Source organism: Klebsiella sp. MISC125, assembly GCF_051131775.1.
Taxonomy (GTDB): domain Bacteria; phylum Pseudomonadota; class Gammaproteobacteria; order Enterobacterales; family Enterobacteriaceae; genus Klebsiella.
Genome location: NZ_CP180448.1, coordinates 2,977,689 through 2,992,257 on the forward strand (window position 1 = coordinate 2,977,689; position 14,569 = coordinate 2,992,257).

Below are 14,569 nucleotides of genomic sequence, written 5' to 3' on the forward strand. Positions count from 1 at the left end.
GCCGGATGGCTTATCCGGCCTACAAGACCGCTCGATCCCGTAGGCCGGATAAGGCGTTAGCTGCCATCCGGCAAATTTCTCGTTATTTTTTTGCCGGTGTGCGTCGGCCATAGACCAACCACGTCACCAGCACACACACGACGTAGAAGACAAAGAACACTTTCATGGCCCCGACCGGAGAACCGGTCATTGCCAGCGATGTACCGAAGGCTTTCGGGATAAAGAAGCCGCCAATCGCGCCGATGGCCGAGATAAACCCGAGCGCCGCCGCGGTATCGGTAACCGCTTCATGCTGGGCCTGTTCGTCGCTGCCGCCGCGCTTCTTAACGCTCTCGATAGTGATCTGACGGAAAATTACGGCGATCATCTGGAAGGTGGAGCCGCTGCCGAGACCGGCGGTCAGAAACAGCCCCATAAACACCACGTAAAAGGCGAGGAAGCTGCCGGAACCGGAGCCAGGCAGGGTGAGGAACAGCAGGCCGGTAAATAGCGCCATCAGGATAAAGTTGATTAGGGTGACCCGGACGCCGCCGAGACGGTCGGAGATAATGCCGCCGAATGAACGCGCCAGCGCGCCGATAAACGGACCGAAGAAGGCCAGCTTAAGAATATTGACGTCCGGAAACTGCGTTTTCGCCAGCATCGCAAAGCCGGCAGAAAAGCCGATAAAAGAACCAAACGTCGCCAGATATAACAGGCTTAACAGCCACATATGCGGGCGTTTCAGGACCGGGAGCTGATCGCGAACCGAAGCCTTTGAGCTGGCGATATCGTTCATGCCCACCCAGGCAGCAATGGTGGCGATGACCAGCAGCGGTACCCAGACAATAGCCGCGTTGCTTAGCGCGAGGATGGAGCCATCTTCCTGGGGAACTCCGTGAACGCCGAGGAACGCGAATATCGGCAGGAAGATCACTGCCGGAGCAATCATCTGCATCACGCTGACGCCGAGGTTGCCGAGCCCGCCGTTCACCCCCAGCGCGCTGCCCTGTTTGGCTTTGGGAAAGAAAAAGCTGATATTTCCCATGCTGGAAGCAAAGTTGGCACCAGCAAAACCGCACAGCAGGGCAATGGTGATAAATACCCAAAATGGAGTAGCGGTATTTTGAATAGCAATTCCCAGCCAGATGCAGGGCACCACCAGAATAATCGTGCTTAATACCGTCCAGTAGCGCCCGCCAAATATAGGCACCATAAAGGAGTAGGGTACGCGTAATATTGCTCCGGAAAGTGAAGGCAGGGCGGTTAATAAAAAGAGTTGATCGGTGGTGAAATTAAATCCGACTTTATTGAGATTGACCGCGACGGCACTAAATAACATCCACACGCAAAAGGCGAGTAGCAGACAAGCCACGGAAATGCAAAGATTCCTCCGCGCTATTTTCTTGCCCTTATTTTCCCAGAATGCCGCGTTTTCTGGTTTCCACTCTTTTAAAAGGTAATGATTCTTCTTCTCATTTTCTGTCGACATATTGCCCTCGAATGAACAGTATTCAGTGAAAAGAATAAATAAGTAAAAACAGTAAATTAAGAAAATACTGTATGCAGAGGTGGTTTTTTTATCCGTTGTAATGATTGAAGAATAGATAAGAAAAGCGCGTCATAAGAAGACGCGCGAATAATCGGGGGGGATTATTTGTTACAGAATGTAACGTTGAATTAAAATAACTCCATTGATATATAATGGTTTATATAACGGTTGAAGGTGGCATCATCAATTTCCTGCATCCCCAACGCGTAAATACCATCGAGGCCGCAGACCAGGGCGATCAGCCGCCAGGCGATACTTTCCGCGTTGTCCTTGGGCTGAAACTCACCCGCCTCGATTCCGCCCAGGATAATCTTCAGCGTCTCTTCATGCCACATGCTCATGGTTAACAGGTATGCGCCTTTGATATCGCTGTCGCTGTCGGCCAGCAGCTGTGCTTCGCGCCATAAGCGAATATAGGGCTCAAGCCTGCCGTCATCGCTCCCGACCATTGAAAACAGGCGCTCGCGCCAGCTGGCATCATTGCTGACCAGCGGCATATCGAGCATTTCTCGGATCAGGCGCACAAAGGTATGGGCTTTTAACTCGCCAGTGGAGGTGAAGTGGTGATGCAACTGCCCGGCGGCAACGCCAGCTTCAGCCGCTATCTGACGGACGGTCATCGCGCCCAGTCCGCCTCTTAGCGCCACGCGCATGGCTGCCAGCACAATGACTTCCCGACGCGCATCGCGATTTAAATAGCTCATAACGTTCCGTGACCCCTGTTTTTTTGGCGATAGTAACAAAAAGTTGGACACTCGTTCAACATTACGGCAGGATCGCCATCCTGGACAAATGTCCAATTTCAACATTGAGGAAAAGTAGTATGTCTCGGCAATGGTTGACGCTGATGGCGATTTTGTTGGTTTATATTCCGGTGGCGATTGACGCCACGGTACTGCATGTGGCTGCGCCGACGCTGAGCGTGGCGCTGGGAACCAGCGGCAATGAGCTGCTGTGGATTATTGATATCTATTCGCTGGTGATGGCCGGCATGGTGCTGCCGATGGGCGCGTTGGGCGATAAAATCGGCTTCAAACGGCTGCTGCTGCTCGGTAGCGGTATTTTTGGCGCGGCATCGCTGGCGGCGGCGTTTTCACCCACGGCAGCGACGCTCATTGCTTCCCGCGCGCTGTTAGCGGTAGGGGCAGCGATGATCGTCCCGGCAACGCTCGCCGGGATCCGTAGCACCTTCTCGGAAGCCCGCCATCGTAACATGGCGCTCGGCCTGTGGGCGGCGGTCGGTTCTGGCGGTGCGGCATTTGGCCCGCTGGTTGGCGGCATGCTGCTGGAGCATTTCTATTGGGGCTCGGTATTCCTGATCAACGTACCGATCGTGCTGGTGGTGATGGCGATTAATGCCAAAGTGGTCCCACGCCAGCCTGCGCGGCGCGAACAGCCGCTCAATTTATTCCAGGCGTTGATCCTTATTGCCGCCATACTGATGCTGGTATTTAGCGCCAAAACGGCGCTGAAAGGGCAAATGGCGCTGTGGATAACCGGACTGGTGGCGATTACTGGCGCAGCGATGCTGACATGGTTTGTGCGTAAGCAGCTCTCGGCGGCACGCCCGATGGTCGATATGCGTCTGTTTACCCACCGCATTATTTTAAGTGGTGTGATGATGGCGATGACGGCGCTGATCACCCTGGTCGGTTTCGAGCTGCTGATGGCGCAGGAACTCCAGTTTGTGCATAACAAAACGCCTTTTGAGGCCGGGCTATTTATGCTGCCAGTGATGGTAGCCAGCGGGTTTAGCGGGCCGATTGCCGGGATGCTGGTGTCACGATTAGGGCTGCGCGAGGTGGCGACCGGCGGCATGTTGCTGAGCGCCCTGAGCTTCCTCGGCCTGTCGATGACCGATTTCAGCACTCAGCAGTGGCAGGCTTGGGGGCTGATGACGCTACTGGGCTTCAGCGTCGCCAGCGCGCTGCTCGCCTCCAGCTCAGCGATTATGGCTGCCGCGCCGAAGGAGAAAGCCGCAGCGGCAGGAGCCATTGAAACCATGGCCTACGAGCTGGGTGCAGGCCTGGGGATTGCGCTATTTGGCCTGATCCTGACTCGTAGCTACACGTCGTCAATTATTCTGCCGATGGGTGTGGAAGGCGCGGCGGCAGAGCAGGCGTCATCATCGATTAGCGAGGCGATTAAGCTGGCGCAGTCGATGCCCGCCATTCCGGCGCAAAGTCTGATCGAGGCGGCGAAGACGGCGTTTATCAGCTCGCACAGCATCGTGCTGGCGACGGCCGGCGTCCTGCTTTTACTGCTGACGGCAGGTATCTGGCGCAGCCTGGCGAAAGCGCCGGAATTGAATTAATTCCTTTTGCCGGAGTTATTCTCCGGCTTTTATTTATCCAATCTTCTTTATTTTTTCTGATTCTTCTATGTGGAGATGCGTTGTGCTGTCGTTTACCACCTGAGTATGTTAATTAATGTTCCGGATACCGTATGAGAAAGTGGCAGGGAAAGGTAAAAGGAATTCACAATGACACTGACGTGCTTTAGTCGTAACGCAAAAAAGTTAACCTGCGGTGCTGGGTTATTTATAGCATCGCTGCCGGTATATGCCGCAGGGTTTGATTGTTCAGCTCAAAATCTTAATAAGACAGAATTAACGATATGTAATGATACTTATCTATCAAGTGTGGATAATGTTTTAAACCTGTTTTTTACTTCGGCACTTAATAACAGTATTAATCACGGCACATTGTTCAGGGAACAGCGCCAATGGGTGAAAGAAAGAAATCAGTGTGGGGATGATATTTCTTGTATAAAAGAAAAGTATGTTGCCAGAAATAAAGATTTAACCGCGATTTTACCTTTTCGGAATGTTGATGACGTTTTTAATCGTGATGGCGATTTACTCGACCCGCCCATGGCGCAGAACTTGCAAAATAAAAATGGTTTTACCATTACCGAGGACCGCTGGCGGGTTAAGGTCATCGTACCAGAATGGGTTATCTCATCACGGAATTATAAACTGGATGACTCTGACTGGCGAGTGCTGACGCACAGAGTGGTGAACGGTGATCTGGTTATCTATTTTCTTGTCTCCGGAAGAGAGGGCGATAAGCAGGTTAACAATATTATTCGCGTTGAAAACGGCTGGAAGTCACTGATTGTTGCTCATTACGAATATTCATACCGTGACGATGTGATGATTAAATACGACCCCGGTAGTACGAATAGTATCGTCTATTCCGTTCTTCAGCGCCCCGATCCAGAGCTGGCCGATATTAGAGCCAGCACCGATTATACCGTAGAGACTTACACTCTTGATCCCACCAGTGACAAGGTGGAAAAAACGCAGAGCACCACGCGCAGCGAGGCAAGCTTAAAAAAAGAGGCATGGGTGGGCTACTGCGAAACTCAGGAGTGCACCAGTCGGGTAGCGTCCCCGGATGGGAAATGGCGCCTGGCGTCACGCGATGATTATGACGAAGGGATGTTCTATTTCCCGGCTGACAGGCCGGATCAGGGGATTAATGTATTCCTGGCGCAGGGGGAGACTTCAAAGGGTAATGATTTCGAATATATGCGCAACTATGCCTGGGGCGATGAGAATTCATTTTATTTTGATAACGATGGCGGTTATGCCTGCATCTGGAAAACAGATATTAAAAATAAAACCACTCAGCGTATATTACCGGTGGAAGGGATGTTGCAGCCTTACTACCTGAACTATAACGATGAGGATCTGGTTGTTGCCACATACCGCACTTATTCTGCAGAAAAGAAAGGGCAGCATTACGAAATTTATATCGCTAAAAAATAAAGTCCCGATGGCGGCGAAAGATATCCGCCGCCGCGGGCAGCTTAGCGCCGGGTCGCCTGCCAGCAGAGCAGGGAGCCAATGCACACCATCCCGGCACCCTGCCAGAATGACCACGACAGCGCAGCGCTGAGCAACAACGCCGCCAGCGCCGAAGAGAGCACCGGGGTAAAGTAGGAGGCGGCGGCCAGCAGGCTAACGTTGCCGTGCAGGATACCGACGTTCCACGCCGCGTAACCTAATCCCAGCGCGACTGACAGGGTGACCAGCTTGATGATGACCGGCCAGCTAAAGACCATCGGCGGCTGCTCGCTGAACAGGAATTTCAGCCACAGGGTCAGGGCGGTGAGCAGGACAAACAGAGTAATGCCGTTTTTGCCTTTTGCGTATTTGGCGGTGACCGTGCAGTAGGCCGCCCAGATAAACGCGCCGACAAAGGCCAGAATATAGCTCAGCGGACTGGAGACTACGTTGCTGATTATTTCATCGATATTCAGACCGTGCTCACCGCCTAATACCCAGGTGACGCCAAATAACGCCAGTAACAATCCGGGGATCACCAGCCAGCTGCTTTTTTGCCCGTTAAACAAGATGGCGAATAAAATCGTCAGGCTGGGCCACAGATAATTGACCATTCCCACTTCAATCGCCTGCTGGCGGGTACCGGCTAATCCTACCGACAATGCCAGGCAAATTTCATAGCTGACGAACAGCAGGCTACCCGCCAGTAAGTAGGGGCGAGGGATTTGGCGTATTTGCGGGAAGCCGACGGTAAAGATCAGCAAAATACCGCTCAGACTGTAGATCATCGCCGCACCGCCCACCGGCCCAAGCCCTTCACTAACGCCGCGTATCAACCCGACCATCGTACTCCAGAGAATAATGGCGGCGAATCCAATCAGCGTAGCTCTCTTCTTTTCCATATTTAACCTGATATTGCTTCAAATGCAGTCGGGTTTTATAACACTTTTTGTTGGCTTCAGGGGGATATTTTCCTTAACGCTTAATACTAATGGGGTAATGAATTTCGACGTTCCTGACTATTAAGGGGGCATGCGTTTTGGACATTGATTTGACGCAAATAAAACAGGGACTTTGCTGTTAGTTTTCCCTTCCGCGATGAATAAACATCCCGCATGGAGGGGAACAATGGACGTCAGCCGCAGAAAGTTTTTTAAAATCTGCGCAGGCGGTATGGCCGGAACAACAGTTGCTGCATTGGGTTTTGCACCCAAAATGGCGCTGGCTCAGGCGCGCAACTATAAATTGCTGCGTGCGAAAGAGATCCGCAACACCTGCACATACTGTTCCGTGGGCTGCGGGCTATTAATGTATAGCCTGGGCGACGGTGCGAAAAACGCGAAAGAATCGATTTACCATATTGAAGGGGACTCCGATCACCCGGTGAGCCGCGGTGCGCTGTGCCCGAAAGGCGCGGGTCTGCTGGACTACATCCATAGCGAAAACCGTCTGCGCTATCCGCAATACCGTGCGCCGGGTTCAGATAAATGGCAGCGTATCTCCTGGGATGAGGCATTTACCCGCATCGCTAAACTGATGAAAGATGACCGCGACGCCAACTTTATCGAGAAGAACGAACAGGGCGTCCCGGTGAATCGTTGGCTCTCCACCGGGATGCTGTGCGCCTCGGCGGCCAGTAATGAGACCGGTATGCTGACGCAGAAGTTTGTGCGATCTCTCGGCATGCTGGCGGTAGATAACCAGGCGCGCGTCTGACACGGACCAACGGTAGCAAGTCTTGCTCCAACATTTGGTCGCGGTGCGATGACCAACCACTGGGTTGATATCAAAAACGCTAACGTCGTGGTGGTGATGGGCGGTAACGCCGCTGAAGCCCATCCGGTGGGATTCCGCTGGGCGATGGAAGCGAAAAACAACAACGATGCGACGCTTATCGTCGTCGACCCGCGCTTTACGCGCACGGCGTCGGTGGCTGATATCTATGCGCCGATTCGCTCTGGTACCGACATTACTTTCCTGTCGGGCGTTCTGCTGTACCTAATTCAAAATAACAAAATCAATGCGGAGTACGTTAAACACTACACCAACGCTAACCTGCTGATTCGCGAAGATTTCGGTTTTGAGGATGGCCTGTTCAGCGGCTACGATGCTGAAAAACGTCAGTACGATAAATCTTCGTGGAACTATCAGTTCGACGAAAACGGCTACGCCATGCGCGATGAAACTCTGCAACATCCTCGCTGCGTGTGGAACCTGCTGAAGCAGCACGTTTCTCGTTATACGCCAGAGGTGGTGGAGAACATCTGCGGCACGCCGAAAGCCGATTTCCTCAAAGTGTGCGAAGTGCTGGCCTCTACCAGCGCAGCGGATAGAACCACCACCTTCCTGTACGCGCTGGGCTGGACGCAGCATACCGTTGGGGCGCAGAACATTCGCACCATGGCGATGATCCAGCTGCTGCTTGGCAATATGGGCATGGCGGGCGGCGGCGTGAACGCGCTGCGTGGTCACTCCAATATCCAGGGATTAACCGATTTAGGTCTGCTCTCGACCAGTCTGACCGGTTATCTGACGCTGCCGTCTGAAAAACAGACGAGCCTGCAAAGCTATCTGGCGGCGAATACGCCAAAAGCAACGCTTGCCGATCAAGTGAACTACTGGAGCAACTATCCGAAGTTCTTCGTCAGCCTGATGAAATCCTTCTATGGCGACGCGGCGCAGAAAGAGAACGACTGGGGCTTTAACTGGTTGCCGAAGTGGGACCAGGCTTACGACGTTATCAAGTATTTCAATATGATGGATAACGGCAAAGTCACCGGCTATATCTGCCAGGGCTTTAACCCGGTGGCTTCGTTCCCGGACAAAAACAAAGTTGTCCGCAGCCTGAGCAAACTGAAGTACATGGTGGTTATCGATCCGCTGGTCACCGAAACATCGACCTTCTGGCAAAACCACGGCGAGTCTAACGACGTCGATTCCGCCGCGATTCAGACCGAAGTATTCCGTCTGCCGTCCACCTGCTTTGCCGAAGAGGATGGCTCTATCGCCAACTCCGGGCGCTGGTTGCAGTGGCACTGGAAGGGTCAGGATGCGCCGGGCGAAGCACGTAACGACGGCGAAATTCTGGCCGGTATTTACCACCGTCTGCGTGAGATGTATCGCACTGAAGGCGGCAAAGGCGTCGAGCCGCTGCTGAAGATGGGCTGGAACTACAAACAGCCGGATCATCCGGAGTCGGAAGAGATCGCCAAAGAGAACAACGGCTATGCACTGGAAGATCTATACGACGCCAACGGTGTGCTGCTGGCGAAGAAAGGTCAATTGCTGAACAGCTTCGCGCTGCTGCGTGATGACGGTAGCACCGCTTCGTCTTGCTGGATCTACACCGGGAGCTGGACCGAGCAGGGCAACCAGATGGCCAACCGCGATAACGCTGATCCGTCAGGGCTTGGCAATACGCTGGGCTGGGCATGGGCGTGGCCGCTCAACCGCCGCGTGCTGTATAACCGCGCCTCGGCGGATATCAACGGTAAACCGTGGGATGTGAAACGGATGCTGATCCAGTGGAACGGCAGTAAATGGGTCGGGAATGATATTCCGGACTTCAATACCGCGCCGCCGGGCAGTAAAACCGGGCCGTTTATCATGCAACAAGAAGGTCTTGGCCGCCTCTTTGCGTTGGATAAGCTGGCTGAAGGGCCGTTCCCGGAACACTACGAGCCAATGGAAACGCCGCTGGGGACCAACCCGCTGCATCCGAACGTCATCTCCAGTCCGGTGGTGCGCTTGTATGAAGAAGATGCCCTGCGTTTAGGTAAGAAGGACAAGTTCCCGTATGTCGGTACCACTTATCGCCTGACCGAGCATTTCCACACCTGGACTAAGCATGCGCTGCTCAACTCGATTGCGCAGCCGGAACAGTTTGTCGAAATCAGCGAGGGTCTGGCGAGCGCGAAGGGGATTGCCAATGGCGATCGGGTGACGGTCAGCAGCAAGCGCGGCTTTATTCGTGCGGTGGCCGTAGTAACCCGCCGTCTGCAAACGCTCAACGTTAACGGTCAGCAGGTGGAAACCGTCGGGATCCCGCTGCACTGGGGTTTTGAAGGCGTGGCCCGCAAAGGTTACATCGCCAATACCCTGACGCCGAACGTGGGTGATTCCAACTCGCAAACGCCGGAGTACAAGGCGTTTCTGGTCAACATCGAGAAAGCGTAAGGAGCGAATGAATGGCGATGGAAACTCAGGACATCATTAAACGCTCCGCCACCAACCCGATCACGCCCGCGCCGCGCGCGCGGGATTTTAAGGCGGAAGTGGCAAAGCTGATTGATGTCTCCTCCTGCGTGGGCTGCAAAGCCTGCCAGGTGGCCTGTTCCGAGTGGAACGATATCCGCGATGACGTTGGACACTGCGTCGGGGTTTACGATAACCCCGCCGATCTCAGCGCTAAGTCCTGGACGGTGATGCGTTTTAGCGAAACCGAGCAGAACGGCAAGCTGGAGTGGCTGATTCGTAAAGATGGCTGTATGCACTGTGAGGATCCGGGCTGCCTGAAGGCGTGTCCGTCTGCCGGGGCGATTATTCAGTACGCTAACGGTATCGTCGACTTCCAGCAGGAGAACTGCATTGGCTGCGGCTACTGCATCGCAGGGTGTCCATTTAACGTCCCGCGCCTCAACAAAGAGGATAACCGGGTCTATAAATGCACACTGTGCGTTGACCGGGTCAGCGTCGGCCAGGAACCGGCCTGTGTGAAAACCTGCCCAACCGGCGCTATCCATTTCGGCACCAAGAAAGAGATGCTGGAAGTGGCGCATGAGCGGGTTGAAAAGCTGAAGAAACGCGGTTATCCGCATGCTGGCGTTTATAACCCGCCGGGCGTCGGTGGTACGCATGTGATGTACGTACTGCATCATGCCGATCGGCCGGAGTTGTACCATAACCTGCCGAAAGAGCCGCAGATCGATACCTCTATCAATCTGTGGAAAGGGGCGCTGAAGCCGCTTTCCGCCATCGGTTTTGTCGCCACCTTTGCCGGGCTGATTTATCACTACATCGGGATTGGGCCGAACAAGGAAGTGGATGACGATGAGGAGGAGCATGATGAGTAAATCGAAAATGATTGTGCGCACGAAGTTTATCGACCGCGCCTGTCACTGGACGGTGGTGATTTGCTTCTTTCTGGTCTCGCTATCGGGCATTTCGTTTTTCTTCCCGACCCTGCAATGGTTGACTGAAACCTTCGGTACACCGCAGATGGGACGTATTCTGCATCCGTTCTTTGGCGTGCTGATTTTCGTCGCCCTGATGTTTATGTTCGTGCGTTTCGTCCATCACAATATTCCTGATAAACAGGATATTCCGTGGCTGAAGGGCATTGTCGAGGTACTGAAGGGCAACGAACATAAAGTGGCGCGGGTGGGGAAATATAACGCCGGGCAGAAAATGATGTTCTGGACCATTATGAGCATGATCTTTGTGCTGCTGGTGACCGGTGTAATTATCTGGCGGCCTTATTTTGCCCACTATTTCCCGATTCAGGTGATTCGCTATAGCCTGCTGATCCACGCGGCCTCGGCGATTATTCTCATTCATGCGATTCTGATCCATATGTATATGGCATTCTGGGTTAAAGGATCGATTAAGGGAATGATCGAAGGGAAGGTGAGCCGCCGCTGGGCGAAGAAGCATCACCCGCGCTGGTATCGCGACGTGGAGCGTATGGAAGCGAAGAAAGAAAGTCGTGAAGGGCTGAAGTAAGCCTTAGCTATGGTTCCCCGCTCCGGTGATGACGGAGCGGGTCTACGTGTTAGTGATGAGCGCATCAATTGCGGAAATGACGGTGGTTCTTTCTTTACGTAAATTACAGACTAAATACTTTTCATCCAGCCTCTGTTTCGCCACGCTGGTTATTCCAGGTGTGTTGAGGAATAGCTTATGAAACTCGAGGTTTATTAGTGGCGCGGCGGCGTGATAATGACCTGCCATGTGCATATGATGACTTAGTGGAAGAATTAACCTCGACGATAAATCATCATAGTAATCATGTTGGATCACCATAAGATAAGGTAGTAATTCATTTGTCCTCGAGGATGGATTACGATAAACATCAAATTGTGCGGCCATTAAATCCCTCCGAAAAACGGGTCTTCCGACAGTAAACCGGCGCGTGCGGTAAATTCATTCATGGCTTTTATGAATTCCCGGTTCTGCTGGCGGATTTCCGTATCAACAATGGATTGCTGTTGATAGGGCTGCTTAACCGTTACAATATGCTGATTGGCCTGTTTTTTGTTCATCGCGTTGCTCTTCATTATAGACTCCTTCCTGTTGATATCCTTATTATCGCTCCACCAAACTTAGAAATAAACGCTATTATTAACTTTGTTTTTTATTTTGCGAGACGGCTTCCAGCGTAAAGCAACAGAATGAAATATTAACGGTTATCGTAATAACCCTCTGCACAGGGAGAACTCTGCGCAGAGGTGAGGGGAAAATTAATATTTTTCAGCAATAAAGCGGAAAGGGAAATTGGTTGCTTTGACTTTGCCTATTTTGCGTTTTGGTAAGGTAACGTGTTCCACGGGCAGAGACTCATAGGGTATTTGTGAAAGCAAATGGGTAATAATATTCAGGCGCACGCGTTTCTTATCCTCCGAGCGAGCAACAAACCACGGCGCCCAGGCAGTATCCGTGGCGGCAAACATCGCATCGCGGGCTTCGGTATAGTCGTCCCAGCGGTTGAAAGACTTAATATCCATCGGCGAGAGCTTCCAGATTTTGCGTCCGTCGTCGATCCGGTCGCGCAGACGGCGCTCTTGCTCTTGCGGGGTTACCTCCAGCCAGTATTTAAGCAAGATGATCCCGGACTCCACCATGCCACGCTCCACCATTGGCGCTCCTTCGAGAAACTTTTGCACCTCTTCGGGGGTACAAAACCCCATCACGCGTTCAACGCCAGCGCGGTTGTACCAACTGCGGTCGAAAATCACAATCTCGCCAGCGGCGGGTAGATGCTTGATATAGCGCTGGAAATAGAGCTGACTCTTTTCGCGTTCGGTTGGCGAAGGTAAGGCGACGACGCGGAAAATTCGCGGACTGACTCGCTCGGTTATCGCTTTGATTGTACCGCCTTTACCGGCGCCGTCGCGGCCTTCAAAGACGATGCACACCTTCAGCCCTTTATGCACCACCCAGCGCTGTAATTTCACCAGCTCAACGTGTAGCCGACGCAATGCCTTTTCATACTCTTTATTATCGAGCGGAGCGACCTTCATGGCCGTATCGGACGCTTTGCCGCTGTTTTTTTTACCCATCTCGATTCTCCGTGCTGCCGTGATATCTCTTTGAAGTGTAATCGTTGAGCGGCAAGGCGGCGGGAAATATTGCCCGTTAAGATACGGCCGGGCGACCGTGTCGTCGTTCAGGCAGGAAGCCCGCCATTGATGACCTGAAGGCCGACCTGTTGCCCCCATGAAAGCTCGAGGGTATTGCCGTCAGGGTCTGCGAAGAAGGCGAAATATCCGACCGGATCGCCCGCCTGTTCAGGTTCCCGGCGTAAGACGCCTTCGCGTCGCGCCTCGACGACTTTGTTGTCAATCTCCTGCCGGGTGGCGCAGGCGACGCCGAGGTGGCCGAAGGGACCCAGCGGAGTATCGGCCGGTTCGTCGCTCTGTACCAACACCAGCGCGAAGGGTCGGGTACGGTCGCTGAGCCATGCCACCTTACGCGCTGAGGGCAAGTCAGGCTCGCGCTGGTGGATAACCGTCATTGCGGTATAACGAGTATAAAAATCAATGCTGCTTGCCAGGCAGCGAACGGTAAAGGCGACATGGGTGAAGCCGACATCAACAGGTTGCATGCTTTTCTCACTCTGTGAATTGCTGAGGGGGACACTCTACAACCTTAAGTTAAGTTGAGATCAAGGGGGCGTTTAACCGTTTGAGCCCACTGATTCTTAGAGCTGGACGTTGGCATTTAAACCATTTTCACGCGGCCCGTCCGGGCTTCGCATGAACGAATCGAGCTGTTATATGGATAAAACCCCCGCCGCGCGTTTTTATCTGGTTTGCTGGTGCTGAATAGTCAATAATGCCGGCCGTCTTTTCACTCCTGTAACAGATGTATGAAAAAAACAATTTTTTCATTAGCGCTTGGCACCTTCGGACTCGGCATGGCGGAATTTGGCATTATGGGCGTATTACCTGAAATCGCTCATGATGTCGGCATATCCATTCCCGCCGCAGGCAATATGATCTCTTATTATGCTTTTGGCGTGGTCATCGGCGCGCCGATTATGGCGTTATTCTCTAGCCGCTTTTCGTTAAAGTCGGTCATGCTGTTTTTGGTGGCCCTTTGCGTTATCGGCAATGCCATATTTACCTTGTCCGCCAGCTATTCGATGCTGGCGCTGGGTCGCCTGATCTCCGGCTTCCCGCACGGTGCATTTTTCGGCGTGGGGGCCATCATCCTGTCGAAAACCGCTCCTCCAGGGAAGGTCACTGCGGCGGTAGCGGGGATGATCGCCGGGATGACGGTCGCCAATTTACTGGGGGTTCCCGCCGGGACCTGGCTTGGACACCAGTTCAGCTGGCGCTATACCTTTTTGGCGATTGCAGTCTTTGACGTTGCAGTTCTGGTCTCTATTGCCTGGTGGATTCCCACGCTGTTTGATAAATCAACGGCGCGCTTGAGCGAGCAATTCCATTTTTTGAAATCTCCCGCACCGTGGCTTATTTTTGCCGCCACGATGTTTGGTAATGCCGGGGTATTTGCGTGGTTTAGCTATATTAAGCCGTTTATGATTAACGTCTCCGGTTTTGGCGAGAGTGCCGTCATATTTATTATGATGCTGGTGGGGCTGGGAATGGTATTAGGCAATTTGTTCAGCGGTAAAGTTTCCGTTCGCTATAGCCCATTACGTATTGCCGCCGTCACGGATGGGATTATTGTCGCCACTTTATTATTGATATTTCTGTTCGGTGAAAATAAAGCCGCATCATTAACGCTGGCATTTATTTGCTGCGCGGCGCTTTTTGCCCTGGCAGCGCCGCTGCAAATTCTGCTGCTGCAAAATGCCAAAGGCGGCGAGATGCTGGGGGCGGCGGGCGGGCAAATCGCCTTTAATCTCGGCAGCGCCATTGGGGCGCTGTTCGGTGGGATGGTGGTGACGGCCGGTTTTGGCTGGAGCTCCGTTGCTTTACCGGCCGCGCTGCTCTCGTTTTTGGCACTCAGTTCGCTGCTGATTTATGCCCGCTGTCAGCAGCGTTTGGTCTGATTGATTCCGT

General features: G+C 53.0%; 13 protein-coding genes. 6 read left to right on the forward strand and 7 right to left on the reverse strand.

Annotated elements, in window-relative coordinates:
* Nucleotides 1-82: 82 nt before the first annotated feature.
* A complete protein-coding gene (locus ACMYSL_RS14125; protein ID WP_304259369.1) occupies nt 83-1,471 on the reverse strand; it encodes a NarK family nitrate/nitrite MFS transporter in 1,389 nt (462 codons plus the stop codon).
* Nucleotides 1,472-1,659: 188 nt separating this feature from the next.
* Nucleotides 1,660-2,235: a TetR family transcriptional regulator gene (locus ACMYSL_RS14130; RefSeq protein WP_181486150.1), complete on the reverse strand. Its 576-nt coding sequence runs from the start codon at nt 2,233-2,235 to the stop codon at nt 1,660-1,662.
* A gap of 119 nt (nt 2,236-2,354) precedes the next feature.
* On the opposite strand from ACMYSL_RS14130, the gene ACMYSL_RS14135 reads away from it, so the two are divergent.
* Both ACMYSL_RS14135 and ACMYSL_RS14140 read left to right on the forward strand, forming a co-directional pair.
* Nucleotides 2,355-3,845: an MFS transporter gene (locus ACMYSL_RS14135; RefSeq protein ID WP_434663640.1), complete on the forward strand. Its 1,491-nt coding sequence runs from the start codon at nt 2,355-2,357 to the stop codon at nt 3,843-3,845.
* 168 nt (nt 3,846-4,013) lie between these two features.
* Entirely contained in the window at nt 4,014-5,303 is a 1,290-nt protein-coding gene (locus tag ACMYSL_RS14140; RefSeq protein ID WP_434663642.1) for a lysozyme inhibitor LprI family protein, read from the forward strand.
* 41 nt (nt 5,304-5,344) lie between these two features.
* Here ACMYSL_RS14140 and yddG read toward each other — a convergent pair whose 3' ends face one another.
* Nucleotides 5,345-6,223: an aromatic amino acid DMT transporter YddG gene (yddG, locus tag ACMYSL_RS14145; RefSeq protein ID WP_182238846.1), complete on the reverse strand. Its 879-nt coding sequence runs from the start codon at nt 6,221-6,223 to the stop codon at nt 5,345-5,347.
* A 226-nt stretch (nt 6,224-6,449) separates the two neighbouring features.
* On the opposite strand from yddG, the gene fdnG reads away from it, so the two are divergent.
* The 3 genes from fdnG to fdnI are packed head-to-tail and all read left to right on the forward strand — an operon-like array spanning nt 6,450 to nt 11,042.
* Nucleotides 6,450-9,497, forward strand: coding sequence for a formate dehydrogenase-N subunit alpha (gene fdnG, locus ACMYSL_RS14150; protein ID WP_434663646.1), 3,048 nt, complete (start codon nt 6,450-6,452; stop codon nt 9,495-9,497).
* A gap of 11 nt (nt 9,498-9,508) precedes the next feature.
* Complete coding sequence (gene fdxH, locus ACMYSL_RS14155; protein WP_181486154.1) at nt 9,509-10,393, forward strand: formate dehydrogenase subunit beta; 885 nt, start codon at nt 9,509-9,511, stop codon at nt 10,391-10,393.
* Nucleotides 10,386-11,042, forward strand: coding sequence for a formate dehydrogenase-N subunit gamma (gene fdnI, locus ACMYSL_RS14160; protein WP_142982273.1), 657 nt, complete (start codon nt 10,386-10,388; stop codon nt 11,040-11,042). The genes fdxH and fdnI overlap by 8 nt, the downstream gene beginning before the upstream one ends.
* Nucleotides 11,043-11,084: 42 nt before the next feature.
* Here the strand turns inward: fdnI and ACMYSL_RS14165 are convergent, their stop codons facing one another.
* The 4 genes from ACMYSL_RS14165 to ACMYSL_RS14180 form a co-directional block, all read right to left on the reverse strand.
* Complete coding sequence (locus tag ACMYSL_RS14165; protein WP_434663649.1) at nt 11,085-11,408, reverse strand: CcdB family protein; 324 nt, start codon at nt 11,406-11,408, stop codon at nt 11,085-11,087.
* Nucleotides 11,408-11,596, reverse strand: a complete 189-nt coding sequence (locus ACMYSL_RS14170; RefSeq protein WP_289177027.1) for a hypothetical protein — start codon at nt 11,594-11,596, stop codon at nt 11,408-11,410. The genes ACMYSL_RS14165 and ACMYSL_RS14170 overlap by 1 nt, the downstream gene beginning before the upstream one ends.
* Nucleotides 11,597-11,779: 183 nt before the next feature.
* Entirely contained in the window at nt 11,780-12,598 is an 819-nt protein-coding gene (gene ppk2, locus ACMYSL_RS14175; RefSeq protein ID WP_434663651.1) for a polyphosphate kinase 2, read from the reverse strand.
* Between the two features lie 107 nt (nt 12,599-12,705).
* Nucleotides 12,706-13,143: a VOC family protein gene (locus ACMYSL_RS14180; protein WP_434663652.1), complete on the reverse strand. Its 438-nt coding sequence runs from the start codon at nt 13,141-13,143 to the stop codon at nt 12,706-12,708.
* Between the two features lie 264 nt (nt 13,144-13,407).
* Here ACMYSL_RS14180 and araJ point away from each other — a divergent pair, with 264 nt between their 5' ends.
* Entirely contained in the window at nt 13,408-14,559 is a 1,152-nt protein-coding gene (gene araJ / locus ACMYSL_RS14185) for an MFS transporter AraJ (protein ID WP_434663654.1), read from the forward strand.
* Nucleotides 14,560-14,569 lie beyond the last annotated feature (10 nt).

What these genes read in the sequence shown, in the direction of transcription:
- ACMYSL_RS14125 (WP_304259369.1), bottom strand. Translation starts at nt 1,471, where the DNA reads ATGTCGACAGAAAATGAGAAGAAGAATCATTACCTTTTAAAAGAGTGG.
- ACMYSL_RS14130 (WP_181486150.1), bottom strand. Translation starts at nt 2,235, where the DNA reads ATGAGCTATTTAAATCGCGATGCGCGTCGGGAAGTCATTGTGCTGGCA.
- ACMYSL_RS14135 (WP_434663640.1), top strand. Translation starts at nt 2,355, where the DNA reads ATGTCTCGGCAATGGTTGACGCTGATGGCGATTTTGTTGGTTTATATT.
- ACMYSL_RS14140 (WP_434663642.1), top strand. Translation starts at nt 4,014, where the DNA reads ATGACACTGACGTGCTTTAGTCGTAACGCAAAAAAGTTAACCTGCGGT.
- yddG (WP_182238846.1), bottom strand. Translation starts at nt 6,223, where the DNA reads ATGGAAAAGAAGAGAGCTACGCTGATTGGATTCGCCGCCATTATTCTC.
- fdxH (WP_181486154.1), top strand. Translation starts at nt 9,509, where the DNA reads ATGGCGATGGAAACTCAGGACATCATTAAACGCTCCGCCACCAACCCG.
- fdnI (WP_142982273.1), top strand. Translation starts at nt 10,386, where the DNA reads ATGAGTAAATCGAAAATGATTGTGCGCACGAAGTTTATCGACCGCGCC.
- ACMYSL_RS14165 (WP_434663649.1), bottom strand. Translation starts at nt 11,408, where the DNA reads ATGGCCGCACAATTTGATGTTTATCGTAATCCATCCTCGAGGACAAAT.
- ACMYSL_RS14170 (WP_289177027.1), bottom strand. Translation starts at nt 11,596, where the DNA reads ATGAAGAGCAACGCGATGAACAAAAAACAGGCCAATCAGCATATTGTA.
- ppk2 (WP_434663651.1), bottom strand. Translation starts at nt 12,598, where the DNA reads ATGGGTAAAAAAAACAGCGGCAAAGCGTCCGATACGGCCATGAAGGTC.
- ACMYSL_RS14180 (WP_434663652.1), bottom strand. Translation starts at nt 13,143, where the DNA reads ATGCAACCTGTTGATGTCGGCTTCACCCATGTCGCCTTTACCGTTCGC.
- araJ (WP_434663654.1), top strand. Translation starts at nt 13,408, where the DNA reads ATGAAAAAAACAATTTTTTCATTAGCGCTTGGCACCTTCGGACTCGGC.